We start from the raw sequence: 18,903 nt of genomic DNA on the forward strand, positions 1-18,903 counted from the left end.
AGGCGTCGATTGCATTTCCCCGGCCGACCGACGATCGTTAACTTGGATCGCGCGGACTGAGACACAAGAGCGATGGGGGCTTCGGTGTTCGATCTGCCCTTTGATCGGCCCGGCCGATTCTGGCGTGGCAACCTGCACACCCACTCGGATCAGTCCGACGGGGCTTGGTCGCCCGAGAAGGTCGCGCGCCACTACCGGGAGGCCGGCTACGACTTCCTGGCCCTCACGGACCACTTCCGCGCGGAGTACGGGTTTCCCCTCACGGATACCCGGGCGCTGCGTACCTCCGACTTCACCACACTGTTGGGTGCGGAACTCCACGCCCCGATCACCGAGATCGGGTCGAGCTGGCACATCGTCGCGGTCGGTCTGCCGCTCGGGTTCCGTCCCCCCGTTCCCGGTGAGTCCGGCCCGGAACTGGCACGCAGGGCGCGAGCGGCCGGCGCGTTCATCGGCATGGCCCACCCGGCCGCCTCGCTGCTCACCCTTGCCGACGCGGAGAGTCTGGACGCCGCCCACGCGATCGAGGTGTACAACGCCCTGGCGGCCCGCGAGGACCGCGGGGACAGCTGGCACCTGACCGACGTCCTGCTGTCTCGGGGGCACCGACTGAGCACCTACGCCGCCGACGATGCCCACTTCCAGCCGCAGGACCCGCCCGGCTGCGCGGCCTGGGTCCAGGTACGCGCCGAATCCCTCGTGCCCGAGGCCCTTGTCTCGGCGCTCAAGGCCGGCCACTACTACGCGAGTACCGGCCCCGAACTTCACGATGTCCGCGTCGACGACGGCTGGATCACCGTTCGCTGCTCGCCGGTACGCAAGGTCCTGATCACCGGCGGCACCCCCGGGCTACAGGTCGTCGAGGGTGAGGACCTCAGCGAAGGCACCCTGCCCGTGACGATGTTCGCCGGCGGGTACTGCCGTGTCACTGTGGAGGACGCCTCCGGAGGACGGGCTTGGACCAACCCGATCCGACTCGAACCGCGTGCCCCCGTGTCGATCGAGGCATAGCCGAGACGCCGGACAAGAAACCGACAGTCGATCAAACAAGGGAACGTCCCTCATGCTCTGGCCGGCACTCGCGCCCTCTTCCATGGGGAACTGACGCCTGATCAGGTGCGGTGGCTGCTCGACGCGTTTCGGCTCGGAAAAGTATCACCCGCCGAAAGGCCCGGAGCGGTGAAGAGCATCGCGCACCGTTCCTTCGTCGACGACGCGGGCGGCCGCGTGCTACTCGACCTCGCCCGCGGCGGCGAGTCCGGCTGGTCGCGACTGCGGCGCGCAACGCGTCGACGCGCAGGAGTGGGGCCTTGCGCTTGGCCAACCCCCGGTCGATGCAATCGCGTTGGTGGTCATCGATCACCGCGCGGTCGTGGTGTCCGGGATCGGCACGCCGTCCGCACGGTGACGCGCGCATATACCGCGTACATCACCCGTCGGATCGTGGAGGGCGTAGCCGCCCCACCAATCTTTTGTGGCCGGCCTGGAGGTCGTTGCTGTCCACGAGGTCCGAACGGCCCGCGGCGGCTCTGGCGACAAAGGGGCGGGCCCAGCGGACGCGCGCCGCCGGTTCCGCGTGGCTTCGCCGACGTAGGGAGGGACCATCCCGGATGTTCGTTCCCTGGTTGAGCGCCCCCAATACCGCCCAATATCCCGATTATCGCGATCGGCGACCGATGGAGGACCCGCGTCGGCGGCGGCCGTTCGTCCTCGCGGTCGAGACGTTCGACCCCGAGTCCGCGACGGACGAGAGCCGGTCCACGAACGCCGGACCCGTGCCGAGCCCGCCGGACGCTCGGGCGTGCCGCGCGAGACGGCCACTTCCGTCTTCATCCTCATCTCGGAACCCGCGTGCCCTCCGGGCTCTCGGCGTACGTCTCGTCCGTGATCCGCTCGAGGGCCCGGGTCAGTGCCGCCCGCAGGTCGTCGTGTCGTTCGTCGAGTCGGAATCGCGGTTCGCCCCGGTCGGGATAGCGCCGGACCGGACCGTGTCGCAACGCGTCGGGCTCCCACGCGTAGCGGGCGTGGACGTGGCCGTGCAGGAGCGGGAGGGGGTTGCCCAGAACCTCGTAGTTGACCCGGAGGAACCCGGGGTCCGCATCGGAGCAGGCGTGCTGGACTGCCTCGCCGAGCAGGGCGAGATCGAACATGAACTACGCGTGCTCGCGCCGTCCCGGATCGGTCAGGTGGTCGGCGTCGCCGTCGTGGAGGAGGACGCAGTAGCCCGGTAGGTGTCGCGTGTCCCCGATGACGGCCCAGCCGCTGCGCATGCGCGCCGGCACCGTGGGATTCTCTCCGCGCCTGGCGGCCCCTACCCGATCGTTTCGCCAATCCGACATGAGCGCGTGGTCGCACGCGCGACCGCGAGCCCGCGTGGTCGAACCGTGCACCGTACATCGCCCGGTTCGGACCCGAACCCCGTGACGAGGAGGACCAAATGTTGGAAATCGCAGGAAAGGTGGCGGAGTTTGCCGAGGGACAGGCAGGACAGGTCACCGTGCGGCAGGCGTTGCTCACCGGGGCCGACGACACGATGCTGGTCGCCCTGGTGGACGCCGGGGTCGCCGAATAGGGCGTCCCGAGGCTGGTCCTGCGGATCCGAGGCGGCGCCAGGCCGATGTTTCCCCGGCTGCGCGCGGCCTGGCTGTTGCTGGATCCAGCGCGGCCCGGCTGGGAACGGGACCTGCCGGCCGCCGGGGTGGTCTCGTACGGCTCGGCCTCCCGGGTCCACGGCCTGGGCGATCTACCCGGCCCGGGGCCCGAGTTCACCCTGCCGCCGGGCACCTCCGTGCCGGAACCCGCGGAGTCGCGGACCACTGTCCACGTGGCCGGGCTCGCGCCCACCGAGTGGCAGCTGGTGGACGGCCTGCCGGTGACCACACCCGCCCGCACTTTGCGCGACCTCGCGTCGGTTTCCACCGTCGACCAGGACACGCTCGGCCGCGTGGCGTCGAGCATCGTCCGCCGCAAATCTCGCGACGCCCGCGGAACTGGCCGAGGTGCTCGACGCGCTCCTGGTCGAAAGGGCCGGGACGCGGACGGTCGACGCTGGTTGCGCTTCCTGCATGCCCCACGAGAACCGAACGGAGTGGCGAGGCACATGGACTACGGCAATGTGGACGAGGCCACCCACATCCACCGCGACGACTTCCGCGCCGAATTCCCGACCTGGGATCGGTTTCGCGGGTTTGTGGAATCCTGGGCACGCTATCCCGAGTTCGGCTGGGACCGTGCCGCGCACCAGGTTTTGTCCGCCGACCTGGCCCAACGTCCGGCCGCCACCGGGGAGAATGTAGCGTGTGCCACTCGCGGAGGGTTGACAATGCGGGGGCGGACCGCGACTCGAGACCGCCGATCGGCACCTCGCCGGGATCGGGACGCCGCCGATCTCCCGGGCGACCTTCTCGGCAATTCCAGCGACCTGGGCCACGCCACGCCCTCGCGGACCTGCGGGACACCGGGATGATCGTCCGCAGCCCCGACGCCTCCCACGGCAAACGCTCCGCGTACCGCATCACCGAACCCGTCGTGTCCTTCCACCACACGGCACTGCGCTCCGAGTGGAGCGACCTGGAGGGCCCCGGCCACGCCGCACAGGTGTGGGACCGATCCCGGACCACCTTCCTCGGCAAGATCGTCGACACGCACTTCGAACAGGTCTGTGCCGCGCCTGGACCTGCCGGTAAACCTCCCCGAGACCCTCGGCGGCCACCGCGTGCGCGTGCAATCCGGCACCGGCGCCATCCCCGCCCCCGCCGCCGGAAACGGCCTCGAGGGCACGCCGCCGGAACCTTTCACTAAAGGCAAATCAGGGTAGGATGAATCTATGTAGACACCAACTACATAGATTGAATCTATGTAGCTCATTCCTAGCTCGATGGAGAACGGGATGTCGTTCGTCGGTCGACGCATTGAGCTCGCACTGCTGGCCAAGCGTCTCGAGCGGGTGGCCGCCACGGGCGCCGGGGCCGCGCTCGCGTTGCGCGGTCGACGTCAGGTCGGCAAGTCGCGCCTGGTGCAGGAGTTCTGTAACGCGGCCGGCGTACCGTACGTGTTCTTCACCGCCACCAAGGGCGCCTCGCCGGTCGAGGCGGTGGCGGACTTCCTGACCGAGCTGGCGGAGTCGTCGCTGCCCGGGGACCCCGAATCGGTACCCTCGGGAGGCGCCGGCAGCTGGCCGGACGCCTTCCGGGCCCTGGCCTCCGCCCTGCCCGACCGACCCACCATCGTGGTGATCGACGAGTTGCCCTGGCTGGCGGAGCAGGACAGCCTCTTCGACGGAGCGTTGCAGACCGCGTGGGACCGACTGTTGTCCAAGCACCCGGTGCTCCTGCTGCTCCTGGGCAGCGATCTGCACATGATGGAACGGCTCACCGCCTACGATCGGCCGTTCTACGGCCGCGCGGACAACCTCGTGCTCGGCCCGCTCAACCCGGCCGAGACCGCGGACGCCCTCGGACTCGGAGCCGCCGACGCCATCGACGCGCACCTGGTCTGCGGCGGACTGCCCGGCATCCTGCGCGCCTGGCCACACGGCACCCCCGCACTTCCCTTCCTCCAAGCCGAGTGCGCCGACCCGGCCTCCCCGGTCTTCGGCATCCCGGAATCGTCCCTGTTGGCCGAGTTCCCCGCCCCGGACCAGGTCCGGCGGGTCCTCGAGGCCGTCGGCGGCGGCGATCGCACCCACGCGAACATCGCCGCCACCGCCGGCGGCAGAAGCGGCGCCATCCCCTCCGGCTCACTGTCCCCCGTACTGCGCCGCCTCGTCGAGGAGAAACGTGTCCTCGCGATGGACGAGCCCCTCTCCACCCAGCCGGGCAAACCGGCGCTCTACCGGGTCCAGGACAGCAACCTGCGCCTGTATCTCGCGGTCCTTCGCATGGCCCAGGAGCAGGTACGGCGGGGCCGTCCGGAAGCCGCCTACCGACTCGTCGAACGCCGCTGGGCCGCGTGGCGCGGCCGCGCCGTCGAACCACTGGCCCGCGAGGCGCTCGAACTCGCCGCCGGCGACGGCAGGTTGCCGTGGGACGACATCGAGGCGGTCGGCGGCTGGTGGAACCGCCGCTTCGACCCCGAAGTCGACCTCGTCGCCGCGGACCGCGCACCCGTCGCCCGCCACGTGCGCCTGGTCGGCTCCATCAAGTGGCTGTCGGGCCCGTTCGACCGCCACGACATGGCCGACCTCGCCGCAGCCGCTCCCCAAGTACCCGGCTTCACCCTCGGCTCGACCACCCTCGCCGTGGTCTCCCTCTCCGGAATCGCCAACGACGTTCCCAGCGAACCGATCGGACTCCGGTGGGGCCCCGAAGATCTCATCGAGGCATGGCGCCGATGAATGACCCAGCTTTCCCCGGCCATACTGGGACAAATTGTGATAATGCTTGGTGGGTCGCCGTGCTGACAGCAAAAGATCTGCTGATTCTGGGCCTCGGATAAGTCGTGGCGATCGCGGTCGGCGTCGGTCATCGACCGCTCTTGAGTGTCTTGAGCAGCGCGCTGCAGGTCGCGGTGACTTCCTCGACCTTCTCGGGGTCCGCGGGCGTGAGCGTCCCTGGGATGTCGGCCCAGCGGTCGAGTTCCGCCTCCCATGCCTGGATCTTCATCGGGTCCGGTTTCGCGCTGCGCTGTTCCTCGTGGACCAACCTGGTGTATCGAGCGGTGAGGAGGTTCAGGCCTTCGAGGGCGACCTCGTACGCCAGTGCGTCCCGCTGGGACCAGGTGGTGGGCCCCAGGTTCCCTACGATCGAATCGTCGTCTCGCATTGCATGCTCCTCGAGCGTCGTGGCGGACTGGGGGCGGTAGTCGCGGGCACGGAACGGCCGCGACAACGGGCGGTTGCGCGGTGGCGCGCCGCCGTCCGCATCGCGTCGGATAGCCTCCCCATATCCGACGCGACAAACCCGGCGCGCCATCACGCTAGGTCGCGGGAACGCGTGGGCGAGTTCCGCGCCTACGCGGCGAAACGGCGTGCCGCCTCCTCTACGAAGGCATCGACCGTAGCTCGGGCTTCCTCGATGCGCCGGTGGCCGTCGAGCATCGGGTTTGTGCGTGTCGATCGCCTTTTCGCGGGCGTCGGTGGCCGGCGCGACGAGACCGGGGTCGGCACCGAGCAGACGCGGTCCGCTGTCCGGGAACGCGGATGCTGTCGTGCCACGGCATGCCGCTCCCGCAGGGCCACTCGATCGGACCAACGTGGTGCGAGCCGTCCTCACCCGTCGCGAAGCTCCGGGCAGGCCCCGCTCGGACGCCGTCCGTAACGCGCGTCACGGAACCTCGCGGCCTGCTCACCGGTCTCACCGGTCACTGCGGCACGCCCCTCGTGACCGGTGGCGACGCGGCAGGGCGGCCGTGATGGTGGAGATACCGACCAGGTCTGCTTCGATCGGGCCGGACTGCTCCGGGTCGACGTGGCCGGCGCCCTCGGGCTCGGCCGGGTCACCGTCCTTTGCAGCATACGAAACCCGCGCGCACCCCTGGTCATCGGCTCCCAGGGCCGGAAAAGGCCGCACCCCTGCCGAAGCGGAGGGCCGTTGGGTCAGTCGATGGCAACGGCCTCCACGACGGACAACACCGTGGGGGTGTCGAGGATGCGGTTCAGTCGCAGGCCGGCCTCGGCGAACAGAGCTGCGAACTCCGGTGCGGTGCGCTCCCGGCCGGCCAGGGAGGCCATCATCATCAGGTCCAGTGCCTTGGCTTGGTGCCGGACGTTGCCGGGCGGGACGACGGCGTCCATGACCAGGACACGCCCGCCGGGGGCCATCGCGCGGCGGCAGTTGCCCAGCAGGGCCACACAGTGCTCGTCGTCCCAGTCGTGGGTGATCCGCTTCATCATGTAGACCTCGGCGCCGTCGGGAACGGAGGCGAAGAAGTCACCCTCGGCAAGCCGCCAACGTCCCGCAAGGTCTGGGGAGTCCAGGCGGTGGCCGGCCAACACGTGCTCCCGGTCGTAGAGCACGCCGTGCAATGCGGGCCGGCCGCGCAGCACCGCCCGCAGCAGACCGCCGTGGCCGCCGCCGACGTCGACCACCACACCGTGTTCGGGGAAGTCGTACGCGTCGGCGATCGGCTGGTCCTCCGGGTCGGACATGGCCGCCATGCCGTCGTGGAAGACGGCTGCCGTGGCGGCGTCTTGGGCGAAGTGGTCGAAAAACGGCATCCCGAAGATCGCGTCGAAGCCCGACCCGCCCTCGCGGAGGCAGCGGTCCATCTCTCCGGCCGGCAGCCACATGGTGCGGTCGGTGATCATCAGGACAGCGGACCGCACGGACAGCGGGGCGTCGGTGCGCAGCGCGCTGCCGGCGGCGGTGAGCCGGAAGGCCCCGGTGCCGTCCTCGGCGAACAGGCCCCTCGTGGCCAGAAGTCGCAGGACCCGGTGGAGGTACGCCGGGTCGGTGCCGGTCGGGCCGGCCAACTCGGCCGCGGTGCGCGGGCCTTCGGCCAGGTGGTCGGCCACCCCGACGGCGGCGGCCGCCCGAAGCGCGGCCGGGTACAGGTAGGCCAGTGCCTCGTCGATCAGATACGCCGCCGAGGCGCGGCCGTCCGGATCGGCGGCGTCGGCCGGTCCGACACCGTCGGCGGGTCGGGGCTGGACATCACTCACCGGATGACCTCCTCGTCGCGGGGGTGACCGTACTGTCGCCTCATCGTGACAGCCGGTGTACGACGTGGATGCGGATTTCTCGCATTCCGTCGGGGCCGGGTCCTCCACGAGGTTCGATGTGGCTTCCGGACAAGAGGAGATGGTCGGTGAGCGCTCGGTGGACGGGCCCGGTCCTGCGCTGCGCGAATGGTCGAGTCCGTGTCGCCTTATCCGCCAAAACGTGCCCGCCCGTGTCGAGTTCGTTCCTGTCGCGCGGCGAAGGGCACCGCGCTCCCGGTCCGCCCGCAGGCCGCACCGCACGTGGTGGCTCATTGCAGTTCTCCCGCGCCGATCGGAACGTACCTCGGCCTCGACGGCCCGGTGCCGTGCCTCGTCCGTAGCGGCGTCCTGCGCATAGACCTCGCCCGGGAGACGCTCACATCGGCGCGGAGCACCCGGTCCGTGGCGGCGCCCAGTGCCGCGAGCGGACAGCGGAGGGGTGTCGGCCCTTCTCGGTCACCCGCGCGAACAGATCAAGGGGGCGGCCGTGCCGCCGCCGGACAGTTCGCCGAGCGGGGCATGACCGTCCCGATCGGCGCCCGGGTCCGGTGGCGGGGCGATGAGGCCGCCGCGGGTCGGTGCAGGTCAGGGTTTCCCTCCATAGCCGGGGGTCTCGCTTCTCAGGGGTCAGCCCCGCAGGGTGGCGATGGCCTTCTCGATGCGCCGTCGGCGCGTCTCGGGCTTCTTCGCGCTCTCGATGGCGCGCACATGCTCGCGCTTGTGGCTGTACGCGAGGCTGTCGTACGCGGCGCGGGCGAGGGGGTCGTCGTCCAGAGCCTGGGCGAAGTCCGCGGGCTCGACGACGACGCGCGGCTCTGTGTCGAGCTCCAACTCGACCTCGGCCTCCTCGCCGATCGCGACACCGGCGGCCTGCCGGTTGGCGTTGCTGAGACCGAGCAGGTGGCGGCCTCGCAGGATGGCGACCCGGCTCTTCCAGGAATGCCCGTTGACCGTGATGGTCACCGGCGGCCGCGCGCCCCCGCCGAGCGCTGCCACCACCTCGGGCGGAACTTCCAGGCCCCGCATGGGCTCGGGTGGCTCCACGAGGGTGCGAAACTTCATGATCCTTCTCCCATTGTTCTGCCGGCTCAGCGCGAGTCCGGCCCGCCCGGCTCCGATGGCCGCTCCCACTGCCCACACCGGGATCATCGCCGTGCCCAGAACGGCTACGGCACGCGCCGCACCGTCCCGGACGGCTGCGAGGCGAGAGATCGCGGCTACTCGGCGTAGGGCTGGTCGGTTCCCTGGGCGCTGTAGCCGAGACTCCAGATATAGCCGTCCGGGTCGGCGAAGGTGCCGCCGTACCCGCCCCACGGCAGAGCACCGGCAGGCTTGAGGATCTTGGCGCCGGCCTTACCGGCCTCCGCCATGATCTCGTCGACCCGTGCCTCACTGCGAACGACGTAGGTCAGAACCAGCCCGCTGAAGCCGCTGCCTTCCGGATCCGTGCCCACCTGGCCGGCCAGACCCTCGCGAGCGTAGAAGCCGACCGGCGACGCGCCGTCCGATTCGAAGAACACCGAGATGCCGAAGTCGTTCTTGACCTTCCAGCCGAGCCCCTCGGCGTAGAACCGCTTGGCCCGGTCCATGTCCCGGACACCGAGGAGGATCGAGCTGACGTGCGCCTTCATGACGTGCTCCTTGCACAGAGGGTGGATGGACGCGTGCCGGACATCCGGGCTGGGGCCCGGCCGTCACATCGGCGCGTGTTCGCCGGTCGATCGGTATGACAGGACCGGATGGAGAAATGTGACCGATGGTTGAACAGGACCGGCCGACCGAACCGTTCGCCGAGCACCCGGCGGGTCAGGCGGTACAGGGTCGAGCGGGGCGGGAGTGGGGGTCGGGAGTCAGGACAACGTGGGGGCGAGCGACGCGGCAGTCTCCCAGACGAACCCGTCCGCGTCGGTGCAGGCGCCGGCGGTGCTGCCGAGGACGATGCGGTGCGAGCCGGTGCCGTCGGCGGGGACGCCGAGGTCCTTGGCAAGGGCACGGCGCTTGTACAGCGCCAGCTTGACGGGGCTGGACTGACCGGGGGCGAACTCGGCGTACTTGCCACCGAAACTCTTGGCCACGGTCATGCCCCGGCCGACATAGAACTGCTTGGTGGCCTTCACGTCCTCGACGCCGATCAGCAGGACGACCTCGTCGATCTCGCGGGTGGCGGGGCCGGTGTCCTTCTTCGCCGAGGTCGCGATCTTCCAGATCGTCCCGTCCGGGGCCTGGACAACGCCGCCGTAGCCCCACAGCGACTTCGCCGCGGGCTTCAGCACCGTGGCGCCGGCGTCCACGGCGGCGCCGACGAAGCCGTCGACGGTGGCCGGCCCGGACACCGTGAGCGCCAAGGTGAAGCCGCGGAACCCGGTGGAGTGCGCCTCGGACGCCCGCAGGTCTATGTACGTGTCCACGCCGAAGGCGCTGTAGAAGCGGCGAGCGGCCTCGATGTCGGCCACCTCGAGGGTGACGGACGCGAGGGACGTGTTGGCTGCGGTGGAAGCGGTGGTTGCCATGACCATCACGCTAGGGGCCGCGCGGCGGCCGGGGCTTCTCCATTCCTGACCGGTCCTGAGACTTGCTTCGCCACGCACGCCGGCATCCCCTCCACCTTGATCGCCGACCCCGCATCGCCGGCCGTACCCGCAACATGGACATGACCGTCCGCCGCGTCCGCCGCCTGGCGCCGCAAGGCCCCGGGCGGCAGGCAGACCGGCTCGGTGAAGCGGGTGGTGGACGCTGCCGGCGACGCGCAGCCGACCGCGAAACAGACCTCCGTAACACTGAGGTCGCCCCGCCGCAGGAGAGCCGTCGCCCGCTCGACGCGACACGTCAACAGGTGCGCGCACGGCGACTCACCGTAGGCGGCCGGAACTGCCGACCCAGGTGCCCGGCGGACATGTACAGGAGGGCTTGTCGAGCGTGTTCGTCGGCCTCGACAAGCGCGTCCTCGAGACGCTGGACCTCGGCTCGGTGCGGATTGCAGACGTGTCCGAAGAGAGGCTCCGCACGCCGACGTTCGGCTCGACCATGACGCGTACGCGTTACGCGAATGCTGCCACACCATGAGCAGGAGAGTGTGCCGCAGCCCGCCCGACGCTCCCCACCGAGGCGATTCGCGTGCACGGTCGCGATGCGGCGCAGCCTTCGGGTGATGCCCGAGGCATCGCACCGAGGTGGACCGTGGTGCAGCAGCCACCATCGCGACGGGAAGTGGTGCACCCGCACCCCATGCCGGGCGGAAAACGGTGCACGGGAGCCGTATCGCGGGCTGCCGGATTGCTTCTATCGTTCCCGTCACGATCGCGCGGTCGGGATCGTGAGGCCCTCAGCCCCACGGTCCATCCTCCCTGTAGCACGCCGCCTCCGGCGGCCATCCCACACGAGATGGGCTTCCATGAAGCTGCGCACCAAACTCCTGAGCGTCCTCGGCACCACGGCCGTGCTGGCGGGCGGCGGGACGGTCCTCGCCTCCCCGGCGAGCGCCGAGTGCACCACCTGCGAACCCGTGGTGAATGCCACCGTCTACACCAACGGCACCCGGGCCGGCGAAGTGCGGTTCAAGTCCTACGGCGAGCACCTCTACGTACGCGACTTCAAGCAGGACGGCATGGCCGTCGTCGCCGAGTACTACGTCGGCAACGCCGATCCGCTGTACCGCGCACGCAACACCGTCGGGGTCGGCTACACCCTGGATGTGGATCTGGAGATCCCGGAAAGGTGGATGGTGCAGTTCCGGGCCTGCGTCTACAAGGCCAACACCCGTGTGACCTGCGGCGGGTGGATCACCGACTACGCCTGACCGAGCCGCTCCGGCCGCACGCCGGCCGGGGCATCGGGTCACATCCCGCCGTCCCGACCGACCTCGTCGAACGCTACGAAGCCGTGGCCCTGCTCCACACCGAACATGGCACCGACGACGCACGCCGGCGCATGGACGACCTCTTTGTGACTCGTAAGTACGACACCTGGCCTGGTTGGACAACTCCCGAGGCGCAGGATTGCCCGGCGCGCCCGGCGCGTTGCGTGTCACCACCGGGTGCGCAGCACACCGTCACCGTCGGGCAGGACGGCGCCGAACAGTGGGTGGCGTCGCGCAACGTCTCTCTCAGCAAACACAGTCGGACACGCATCGGCACCAACAGACCCTCGCCGGGGCCGATAGCCGCCACGCCGTGTCCAGGCCGCGCCTGGAGGCCAAACCGGGCGTCCTACGTCACGGCCAACGCAGCCGCGCGCCAATACCGGATACAGCTTCTCAACTACGCGGTCGCCGTCCAACGCGGCCGGGTCCGCGATCGGGAGGGCGACGACGCCGAGACCATCCGGCAGGCATACGTGGCGCAGATCACCGACAGCCAGAGGACCGGCTCGCCTGAGGTCCTGGCCGAACTCGATTCTGTGTCCACGACGTTGTCGTCTGCGCTGCGCAGGATCCGGTGCGTGGAGGACGGCGTTCCGGAGCCGAACGACGGCATCGACAGGTTCACCGGGACCTGCTGGAGGCCATGGAACGGTTGGTGGGTGAATAACGCGGTGCGGCAGGGGGAGCCCCTTCCCCGAGGAGCGTGACGGAGCGAAACGAAGGTGAACGACGGGCGCCCCCGTTTGCCGCACCGTGTGCGGTTACGGTGCGGTGCACGGGGCCCCGTCGGCACCGGATGATGCGGGACGCGGCGCGGCAGCGAGCTACTGGCAGCGTCACCCGGACGGTGTGGTCGAAGGACGATGCGGACGGTGGCGCGCCGCCGTCCGCATCGCGTCGGATAACCTCCCCTCATTCGACGCGACAACCGGGCGCGCCACCACGCGAGGTCGCGAGAACGCGTAGGCGAGTTCCGCGCCTACGCGGCGAGACGGCGTGCCGCCTCCTCGACGAAGGCATCGACCGCGGCTCGGGCGTCCTCGATGCGCCGACGGCCGTCGGCATCGGGTTTGTGCGTGTCGATCGCCTTTTCGCGGGCGTCGGTGGCCAGCGCGACGAGACCGGGGTCGGCCCCGAGCAGACGCAGTCGGAAGATGGCACCGCGACTGCTGGTCCGGGTCCGGTCGGCCTCGGCCTTGAGTTCGGCGAGTTCGGCGGCGTTGCCGGCCCCGACCTCGAGCACGCGACGTGCGCGCTGGACCCCGCGGAAGTGCGTGAGCAACTCCGCGAGTTCGGCGCACACCGCGAGACGCTCGGCCCGCAACCGATCGGATTGCTCGACCTGCGCACTGCGTCTGCGCTCCCGCAACGCGAAGAGGTGAGTGGCTGCGGCACCCAGCAGGGTCCCGACGACGGCGACGGCGGCCGTGAGAATAACTTCCATGGCCGCATCCAACCCGCCACGAACGCGCCCGGTCCACAGGGGCGGGCCCTGCGCCTACAGCCCGATGCCCTCGGTGGCGGCAGGGTCCCCCCACATCTCGCCCTCCTCCACGCAGGACCAGAACACCGGGCTGTTCGCGCCGTGTCCGACCTGCTTCCGTAGCTTCTCGGGCTTCTTCCGCTTCTTGCGGCCGGTGGTGATCAGACCGCGCCGGGAGAGTGGCCGGTCATGCACACGTCCACGCCGGAGCGTTCGGCGGCCCGGGAACAGGCTGGTCGAACCCCTTGTCCCGGGACGGATGAGATGCGGACTTCTTCCCTGTACCGGTGTTTGGGCAGGCTGCAACGCTCAGAACGGCTCGACGTCGTCCAGCCGCGTCGGCGCCGTGGCCATGTACTCCGGCTCTCTCGAAAACGTCCTGCCCCTGCCGCGCCGCACCGGCGCGCGCTCACGGCCCGCCCGGTCCACCCAGTCCGCTCGCCGCGCGATCATCGTGGCGCGACGACAGCTGTCACCACGGTACGCGCCGCAGCGGCGACGGACCGGCGCCTCGGTCGTGGCAGGGTGGGCGCGACATCGATCCGACGGGCTGCGATACCGTCGATCGATGATCGACACGCGGTGGGACATCCTGCTCCTCGGCGGCGCCTCGGGTCTGGGTAAAAGTCGGGCGGCGGCCGAACTGGCCCGGGAGCAGGGGGCGTTCATCGTGGAGTTCGACGACGTGGTCGGCGCGGTTCAGGCCATCACCGACGCGGAGACCCATCCCGGCCTGCACCACTTCAATCGGCTTCCCGACTCCGCGCCGCCGAGTCCCGACCGGGAGTTGCAACTCCAGATCGCCACCGCCATCGCGATGGAACCCGCCGTCGTCGGCGTCGTCGGCAATCGGCTGACCGTCCCCGTACCGGCCGTCGTGGAAGGCGACTACATCACCCCGGCCGCCGCCGCCCGGGCGATCCGCGCGGGTGCCGCCGCCGGGCGCGGCGTACGGGCGGTGTTCCTGCACGAGGACGACGTCGCACAGGTTGTCGCCAACTACGCCGACCGCGAGCCGGAACTCGGCAGCCAGACACAGCGGGCCGAGGTCGGCGTGCGCTACTCCCGGTGGCTCGCCGACCGGGCCGCGCATCACGGGCTGCCCGTGGTCGCCTGCCGCCCCTGGCGTACCCTCACCAGACGCATCACGCAGGCGGACGTCCCGGACGTCCCGGACGGCAGGTCGGCGGCCGGGCGCGGCTGACCCGCGGCGCACTCCTGGACCGGGCGCATCGGCGTCGCCCGCGGCCGCACCCGCCTCGTTCGGTCTCGGGCTCAATCGGGGCAGCCGGAGAACGGCAGGTCCCCACTGCGCGACGCACCACCGCTCGTACCCGGCGGTTCGACGACCGCGGCAGCTCGGCCGAAGCAGTCCGACACCTCCCCAACCCCGTGCTTGTCGCGAAGCTCGCCGATCAGGTGCAACTCGCCCGGGATCAGGAGGTAGGTGGGGAGGCTGAAGACGAGGGCGAGCGCGAAGGCGAGACCGCGGCGACCGCGGTCGGAACGGGTTCGCAGAGCTCGAATCCAGCCGAGGTGGAAAAGCAACAGCCCGAGCGCACCACACGTCAGCGCGGCCAAGAGCAGCGTCCACTCACGCACGGGCACCGGCTCGTAGAGGCACCGCGCCTCCGCCACGTTCACGAACCGGACGAACGCCGTCGTCCCGGCCACCGTCAGCGCGACCGAACACCACATCATCCCGGCCCGACCGCCCACGCCACGGCTGCCCCCGCTGCCCCCGCTGCCCCCGCTGCCCATGGTCCCCCTGCCCCGGCGTTCCGCTCCGGCCCTGCGGTGATTGCCGGGCCGATCGCGCATCACCTCGTGGACGCACGGGCCGCCGATCGGTTCCCCACCGATCGGGGGCCGGCCGCCCACCCCAGCACCCGGATCAGCCGTCGTTCACCGTCACCTTCGAGACAACGCCAGCCGACAGTTGCCATCGGGCCACGATGCGCTGATAGTCACCGCGGGCCGGCCTGGATCGTGCCGTGGATGATCGCCCGCTTGAGCCCGCAACGGTCGGAAAGGGCGCGGATGCGCCGGGGGTTGCCGTGGGGGACCAGAATCGCGGTGCCGACCCGGCCTGCAGCGGAGCGCCCTTCCTGCTCGGCGACACGGTGCCGGTCGCCGACCAGAGCGGCCCCCAGGCCGACGCCTCGGGAAAGGTGACGGCCTACGACCTCGCGACCGGCGCCCGACGATGGTCCACCGACGGGATCACCGATCGCCGCGATCGGCGACCGCTGGGCACTGGTGGCCGTAGAGATGATCGTCCACGTCTATCCGGTGCGGACCCATTGAGCGGCATTCACGACGGCGATCCCCGCCCGCGACCGATGGTGGTCCCGCGTCGGTGGCCGTGCGTCGTCGCGGTCGGGGCGCTTGAGCCGTCGCCCGGGACGAACAGGGAGCGGCTCGACGACATCACTCCCGAGCCACACCCGCCGGACCGAGGCCGCCGTGCCGACACCGCCGCCCCGCTTCTTTGCACGCACGACACGCACGCACGGTCGAGAAACCATTGATAACCACAGTTATAATAGATACGTTCATCATTGCCGACGTCCGGGTGGAATCGTGCACAAGCCGTCCGACATGTTCGACCGGGACTTCGAGTGGTCCGAGCTCGTGCGCTTCGCCGCCTATCCCGGACGCGAGGCCACGCTCGGCGTGGTCTCCGGGCGGCGCCGCCAGGGCAAGACGTTCCTTCTGGACGCGCTGTGCCGCGAGACGGGCGGCTTCTACTTCTCCGCCACCGAGGCCACCGAGGCCGAGTCGCTGCGCCAGTTCGGATCGGCCCTCGCGCGCCACACCGGCCAGCCAATCCCGTACCGGTTCGCGCACTGGGAGGAGGCCGTCGAGACCCTGATGGCCATCCCCGTCCCCGACGGCAGGCCCATGCCCGTGGTCATCGACGAATTCCCCTTCCTCGCGAAGGCGTCCCCCGAACTGCCCTCGCTCCTGCAACGCGCGCTCGGACCCAACGCGCGCCGCGGCGGCGCCCCGATCCGGCTGCTGCTGTGCGGCTCGGCACTCTCGCTCATGGGCAACCTGCTCACCGGGACCGCCCCCTTGCGCGGCCGCGCGAGCCTCGAATTGGTCGTACCCACCCTCGACTACCGGCTCGCCGCACGCTTCTGGGACATCGACGACCCCACCCTGGCGCTCCTCGTCAACTCCGTCGTCGGCGGAACCCCCGCCTACGCCCGCGAGTTCACCCTCGGCGACGCACCCGCCGACCTCGACGACTTCGGCCCCTGGGTACAGCGCAACGTCCTCAACCCCGGACGCCCGCTCTTGCGCGAGGCCCGCTTACTCCTCGCCGAGGAACCCGACCTGCGCGACACCGCCCTCTACCACGGCGTCCTGTCCGCGATCGCCGACGGCAACCACACCCGAGGCGGCATCGCGAACTACCTCGCCCGCAAGTCCACCGACCTGGGTCACGCCCTCGCGGTCCTGGAGGACACCGGGATGATCATCCGCGACCCCGACGCCTTCCACGGCAAACGCTCCGCGTACCGCATCGCCGAGCCCATCGTGTCCTTCCACCACGCGGTCATGCGCCCCGAGTGGAGCGACCTGGAGCGTCCCGGTCACGCCGCGGACGTATGGGCCCGCTCCCAGGCCACCTTCCTCAGCAAGGTCGTCGGCCCCCATTTCGAACAGGTCTGCCGCGCCTGGACCCGCTGGTACGCCTCGCCCGACACCCTCGGCGGCCACCGCGTCCGCGTGCAGTCCGGCACCATCCCCGACCCCGCCGCCAAGAACGGCCTCGAGGTCGACGTCGCCGTCTTCGGCCGCGACGACCACGGCCGCGAAACCCTCCTGGCCATCGGCGAGGCCAAGTGGAAGGCGCGGATGGGCCGAGCCCACCTGGCCCGCCTCGAACGCATCCGCGAACTCCTCGCCGCCCGCGACGGCGTCGACGCCACCCACACCCGCCTGCTCTGCTTCAGCGGCGACGGCTTCACCGACGACCTGCACACCGCCGCCACCGACAACCCCGACCTCCAACTCGTCGACCTCGACCGCCTCTACAACGGATCCTGACACCCGCCCGGCCGGTCGCCCCAGCGTCCTCGATGCTCGCAAGCCCGCAAAGAGGCGGTGTGGCGTCGCGCCCGCAGGATAGGGATTCGGCCGCTGTCCTCCTCCGGCGGACGGACCGAACCTCCACCGGAGACGGGAACCCCGGCACCCGTCATAACTCCAGTGATGAGAACTGGAGTTATGCACGTGGAGCCCGCCGTCGACACTCCTCGGGCCGGACGAGATGTTCGACCGCGACCACGAACGGCCCGGCGCGAACGGACGCGATCTGCGGTCCCGCACCGAGGCGTGTTCAGCGTCGGGGCGCCTCCGGAAGCAGGCGCATGGCCAGGACGGAGCCGTCCGGGTGGATGGAGATCGGGCCGTCCCACTCGGGAGCCTCGGGGCTCTTGGGGCGTTTCGCGTTCCAGGTCGGGAGAGCGTCGCGGTTCTCGCGGACCCGTCGGGCGACGAGGTAACGAGCGTCGCCCGGGTGCGACGCCCTGACCAGGGGTGCGATCGGACCGCGTACTCGGGGACGCTGGGTCCGGTCGCACTCAGGTCGTCGAAGTCGATTGGGACGCGGCGGCGTTCGCCTGCCGTGGTGATGGTGAAGCCCTGTTCCGGCGCCGCGCTCCCGTTGTCGTCAAGGCTGCGGCGTGACGAGTGTCCTCGCCGTGCGGAGTACGAGCCGGCGGGATGTTCTGGAGACATGGACGAGCATCCGATCGTGACCCTGACCCAACGCGTGATGGTGGCGACCGGCCTGGACCAGGCCGCCGCCGAGCAACTCGTACGTCGGATGTGGGACGCGGGTGTAGCCGAGGGCACGCGACGGATGGCCGCCGATCTCGCGGCCGCGCACCTTGAGATCGCCGAGCTGCGCGCCGAAGCGGGCCTCGACTGAGCCTCAGGTGTTCTCGCAGCCGCAGATCCGGGTGACGCGGCCGGCGTTCATGATGACCGTAAACGGGTGGCCGATCTCGGTGTTCTCGCCGTCGACGTGCAGTTCGCCCTTGGTGCCGACCGCGAGCTCCGGGCCCTCGGCGATCACCGCGCTCCACGCGACCGGACCGACATGCTCGGCCGGCGGCCAGTCGTACAGGTCGACGTCGACCTCCACGTCACCCAGACCCGGCACGGCGAGGTAGCCGTGCGCCTCGATGATCTCCATCGTTCGAGTGTGGCCCGATCTGCGGGGAACGTCGCCCGGTCCGCGGTCGGGCGACGTCGTCCGGGGCGAGGTCGAGGCGCAGGCGATGCCACGAGGGTGTCGGAGCAGTCCCGCGCGGGTGATGGCGGCGTACGCAACCTCGCCGACCAGACGCGGCAGCACCCAACGGGCCCCGGAGACGGAAGGCCTGGGGTGGAAGGGGCAGTCGTCGGTGGCGGCCACGCGCAGCAGTTCTGCCGGGTGGCGCGTTCACATATTCGGATCAGTGGGCCACTTATATGGATCACTGATCCGGATAGCCCTATACCGCAGCACGGGCAGGAGAAGGAGAAGACGATGCCGACACACGATGAGGGCGATCCGGATCCATGAGCACGGTGGCCCCGAGGTTCTGCGCTACACGGTGGCCCCGAGGTTCTGCGCTACGCCGAGGTGCCGATTCCCGTTCCGGGGCCGGGCGAGGTGCTCGTTCGAACCGGGTCGCTTGCTCGACGCGGGCACGGTCCGCGTCGCGATCGACAGCACATTCGCGCGCGCGGATGCCCGAGCAGCGCACGAACGCGCCGCCCGAGGACACGTTCAGGGCAAGATCGTACTCACGGTCGCTGGGGATTGAGCCGCCTCACCGACCGCCGTGGCATCACCAGCCTTGCCCGTTCCTGCCGAGGCGGACACGACCTTCAGAGCCGGAACCGGACAGTACCGGCGGG

Annotated in this window: 21 protein-coding genes and 3 pseudogenes; 11 read left to right on the plus strand and 13 right to left on the minus strand. The window is 70.4% G+C overall.

Features of this window, described 5'->3' with window-relative positions:
• Positions 1-72 precede the first annotated feature (72 nt).
• Positions 73-1,011, plus strand: coding sequence for a CehA/McbA family metallohydrolase (locus ACZ4FV_RS23810; protein ID WP_465323231.1), 939 nt, complete (start codon positions 73-75; stop codon positions 1,009-1,011).
• An 824-nt stretch (positions 1,012-1,835) separates the two neighbouring features.
• On the opposite strand, the gene ACZ4FV_RS23815 is transcribed toward ACZ4FV_RS23810, so the two are convergent.
• A complete protein-coding gene (locus ACZ4FV_RS23815; protein ID WP_465323232.1) occupies positions 1,836-2,150 on the minus strand; it encodes a hypothetical protein in 315 nt (104 codons plus the stop codon).
• A gap of 3 nt (positions 2,151-2,153) precedes the next feature.
• Positions 2,154-2,282, minus strand: a complete 129-nt coding sequence (locus ACZ4FV_RS23820; protein ID WP_465323233.1) for a hypothetical protein — start codon at positions 2,280-2,282, stop codon at positions 2,154-2,156.
• A gap of 155 nt (positions 2,283-2,437) precedes the next feature.
• Between ACZ4FV_RS23820 and ACZ4FV_RS23825 the strand changes: the two genes are divergently transcribed.
• The 3 genes from ACZ4FV_RS23825 to ACZ4FV_RS23835 all read left to right on the plus strand — a co-directional run bounded on the left by ACZ4FV_RS23825 (position 2,438) and on the right by ACZ4FV_RS23835 (position 5,335).
• The gene (locus ACZ4FV_RS23825) at positions 2,438-2,572 is read left to right on the plus strand and encodes a hypothetical protein (RefSeq protein ID WP_402240222.1); all 135 of its coding nucleotides are present in this window, start codon (positions 2,438-2,440) and stop codon (positions 2,570-2,572) included.
• A 45-nt stretch (positions 2,573-2,617) separates the two neighbouring features.
• The gene (locus ACZ4FV_RS23830) at positions 2,618-3,466 is read left to right on the plus strand and encodes a hypothetical protein (RefSeq protein WP_402240219.1); all 849 of its coding nucleotides are present in this window, start codon (positions 2,618-2,620) and stop codon (positions 3,464-3,466) included.
• Positions 3,467-3,889: 423 nt separating this feature from the next.
• Entirely contained in the window at positions 3,890-5,335 is a 1,446-nt protein-coding gene (locus ACZ4FV_RS23835) for an ATP-binding protein (RefSeq protein WP_395873090.1), read from the plus strand.
• Positions 5,336-5,462: 127 nt separating this feature from the next.
• Here ACZ4FV_RS23835 and ACZ4FV_RS23840 read toward each other — a convergent pair whose 3' ends face one another.
• The 6 genes and pseudogenes from ACZ4FV_RS23840 to ACZ4FV_RS23865 form a co-directional block, all read right to left on the minus strand.
• The gene (locus tag ACZ4FV_RS23840) at positions 5,463-5,762 is read right to left on the minus strand and encodes a hypothetical protein (protein WP_402240216.1); all 300 of its coding nucleotides are present in this window, start codon (positions 5,760-5,762) and stop codon (positions 5,463-5,465) included.
• A gap of 773 nt (positions 5,763-6,535) precedes the next feature.
• Entirely contained in the window at positions 6,536-7,600 is a 1,065-nt protein-coding gene (locus tag ACZ4FV_RS23845; protein ID WP_402240214.1) for a methyltransferase, read from the minus strand.
• Positions 7,601-8,266: 666 nt separating this feature from the next.
• Positions 8,267-8,701: a YdeI/OmpD-associated family protein gene (locus ACZ4FV_RS23850; RefSeq protein WP_465323234.1), complete on the minus strand. Its 435-nt coding sequence runs from the start codon at positions 8,699-8,701 to the stop codon at positions 8,267-8,269.
• 155 nt (positions 8,702-8,856) lie between these two features.
• Complete coding sequence (locus tag ACZ4FV_RS23855) at positions 8,857-9,270, minus strand: VOC family protein (RefSeq protein WP_465323235.1); 414 nt, start codon at positions 9,268-9,270, stop codon at positions 8,857-8,859.
• Positions 9,271-9,489: 219 nt separating this feature from the next.
• Positions 9,490-10,155, minus strand: a complete 666-nt coding sequence (locus ACZ4FV_RS23860) for a glyoxalase (RefSeq protein WP_465323236.1) — start codon at positions 10,153-10,155, stop codon at positions 9,490-9,492.
• Positions 10,155-10,534 (minus strand): annotated as a pseudogene (locus tag ACZ4FV_RS23865) (helix-turn-helix domain-containing protein); the annotation flags it as partial. The pseudogene ACZ4FV_RS23865 and the gene ACZ4FV_RS23860, both read right to left, overlap by 1 nt.
• 21 nt (positions 10,535-10,555) lie before the next feature.
• Here ACZ4FV_RS23865 and ACZ4FV_RS23870 point away from each other — a divergent pair.
• The 3 genes from ACZ4FV_RS23870 (at position 10,556) to ACZ4FV_RS23880 (ending at position 12,205) form a co-directional block, all read left to right on the plus strand.
• Positions 10,556-10,702, plus strand: coding sequence for a hypothetical protein (locus tag ACZ4FV_RS23870; protein WP_465323237.1), 147 nt, complete (start codon positions 10,556-10,558; stop codon positions 10,700-10,702).
• 328 nt (positions 10,703-11,030) lie between these two features.
• Positions 11,031-11,435 carry a hypothetical protein gene (locus ACZ4FV_RS23875; RefSeq protein ID WP_395873084.1) on the plus strand — a complete coding sequence of 135 codons (405 nt, stop codon included), beginning with the start codon at positions 11,031-11,033 and terminating at the stop codon, positions 11,433-11,435.
• Positions 11,414-12,205: a hypothetical protein gene (locus ACZ4FV_RS23880; RefSeq protein WP_465323238.1), complete on the plus strand. Its 792-nt coding sequence runs from the start codon at positions 11,414-11,416 to the stop codon at positions 12,203-12,205. The genes ACZ4FV_RS23875 and ACZ4FV_RS23880 overlap by 22 nt, the downstream gene beginning before the upstream one ends.
• A 272-nt stretch (positions 12,206-12,477) precedes the next feature.
• Here ACZ4FV_RS23880 and ACZ4FV_RS23885 read toward each other — a convergent pair whose 3' ends face one another.
• Positions 12,478-12,942 (minus strand): hypothetical protein, encoded by a 465-nt coding sequence (locus ACZ4FV_RS23885; RefSeq protein ID WP_402240207.1) that lies wholly within the window; start codon positions 12,940-12,942, stop codon positions 12,478-12,480.
• Positions 12,943-12,996: 54 nt separating this feature from the next.
• Positions 12,997-13,176: a hypothetical protein gene (locus ACZ4FV_RS23890; protein WP_395873082.1), complete on the minus strand. Its 180-nt coding sequence runs from the start codon at positions 13,174-13,176 to the stop codon at positions 12,997-12,999.
• Between the two features lie 373 nt (positions 13,177-13,549).
• Between ACZ4FV_RS23890 and ACZ4FV_RS23895 the strand changes: the two genes are divergently transcribed.
• A complete protein-coding gene (locus tag ACZ4FV_RS23895) occupies positions 13,550-14,185 on the plus strand; it encodes a hypothetical protein (RefSeq protein ID WP_465323239.1) in 636 nt (211 codons plus the stop codon).
• 71 nt (positions 14,186-14,256) lie between these two features.
• Here the strand turns inward: ACZ4FV_RS23895 and ACZ4FV_RS23900 are convergent, their stop codons facing one another.
• Positions 14,257-14,742, minus strand: a complete 486-nt coding sequence (locus ACZ4FV_RS23900) for a hypothetical protein (protein ID WP_465323240.1) — start codon at positions 14,740-14,742, stop codon at positions 14,257-14,259.
• A gap of 822 nt (positions 14,743-15,564) precedes the next feature.
• On the opposite strand from ACZ4FV_RS23900, the gene ACZ4FV_RS23905 reads away from it, so the two are divergent.
• Together ACZ4FV_RS23905 and ACZ4FV_RS23910 are read left to right on the plus strand one after the other, a co-directional pair.
• Positions 15,565-17,040 carry an AAA family ATPase gene (locus ACZ4FV_RS23905; protein ID WP_465323241.1) on the plus strand — a complete coding sequence of 492 codons (1,476 nt, stop codon included), beginning with the start codon at positions 15,565-15,567 and terminating at the stop codon, positions 17,038-17,040.
• Between the two features lie 691 nt (positions 17,041-17,731).
• Positions 17,732-17,926 (plus strand): hypothetical protein, encoded by a 195-nt coding sequence (locus ACZ4FV_RS23910; RefSeq protein ID WP_395873078.1) that lies wholly within the window; start codon positions 17,732-17,734, stop codon positions 17,924-17,926.
• Positions 17,927-17,929: 3 nt separating this feature from the next.
• Here the strand turns inward: ACZ4FV_RS23910 and ACZ4FV_RS23915 are convergent, their stop codons facing one another.
• Both ACZ4FV_RS23915 and ACZ4FV_RS23920 read right to left on the minus strand, forming a co-directional pair.
• Entirely contained in the window at positions 17,930-18,193 is a 264-nt protein-coding gene (locus ACZ4FV_RS23915) for a hypothetical protein (RefSeq protein ID WP_402240192.1), read from the minus strand.
• 52 nt (positions 18,194-18,245) lie between these two features.
• Positions 18,246-18,430 (minus strand): annotated as a pseudogene (locus ACZ4FV_RS23920) (ATP dependent DNA ligase); the annotation flags it as partial.
• Between the two features lie 235 nt (positions 18,431-18,665).
• Here ACZ4FV_RS23920 and ACZ4FV_RS23925 point away from each other — a divergent pair.
• Positions 18,666-18,809: pseudogene (locus tag ACZ4FV_RS23925) on the plus strand (zinc-binding dehydrogenase); the annotation flags it as partial.
• Positions 18,810-18,903 lie beyond the last annotated feature (94 nt).

This window comes from Embleya sp. NPDC025285, from assembly GCF_055558835.1.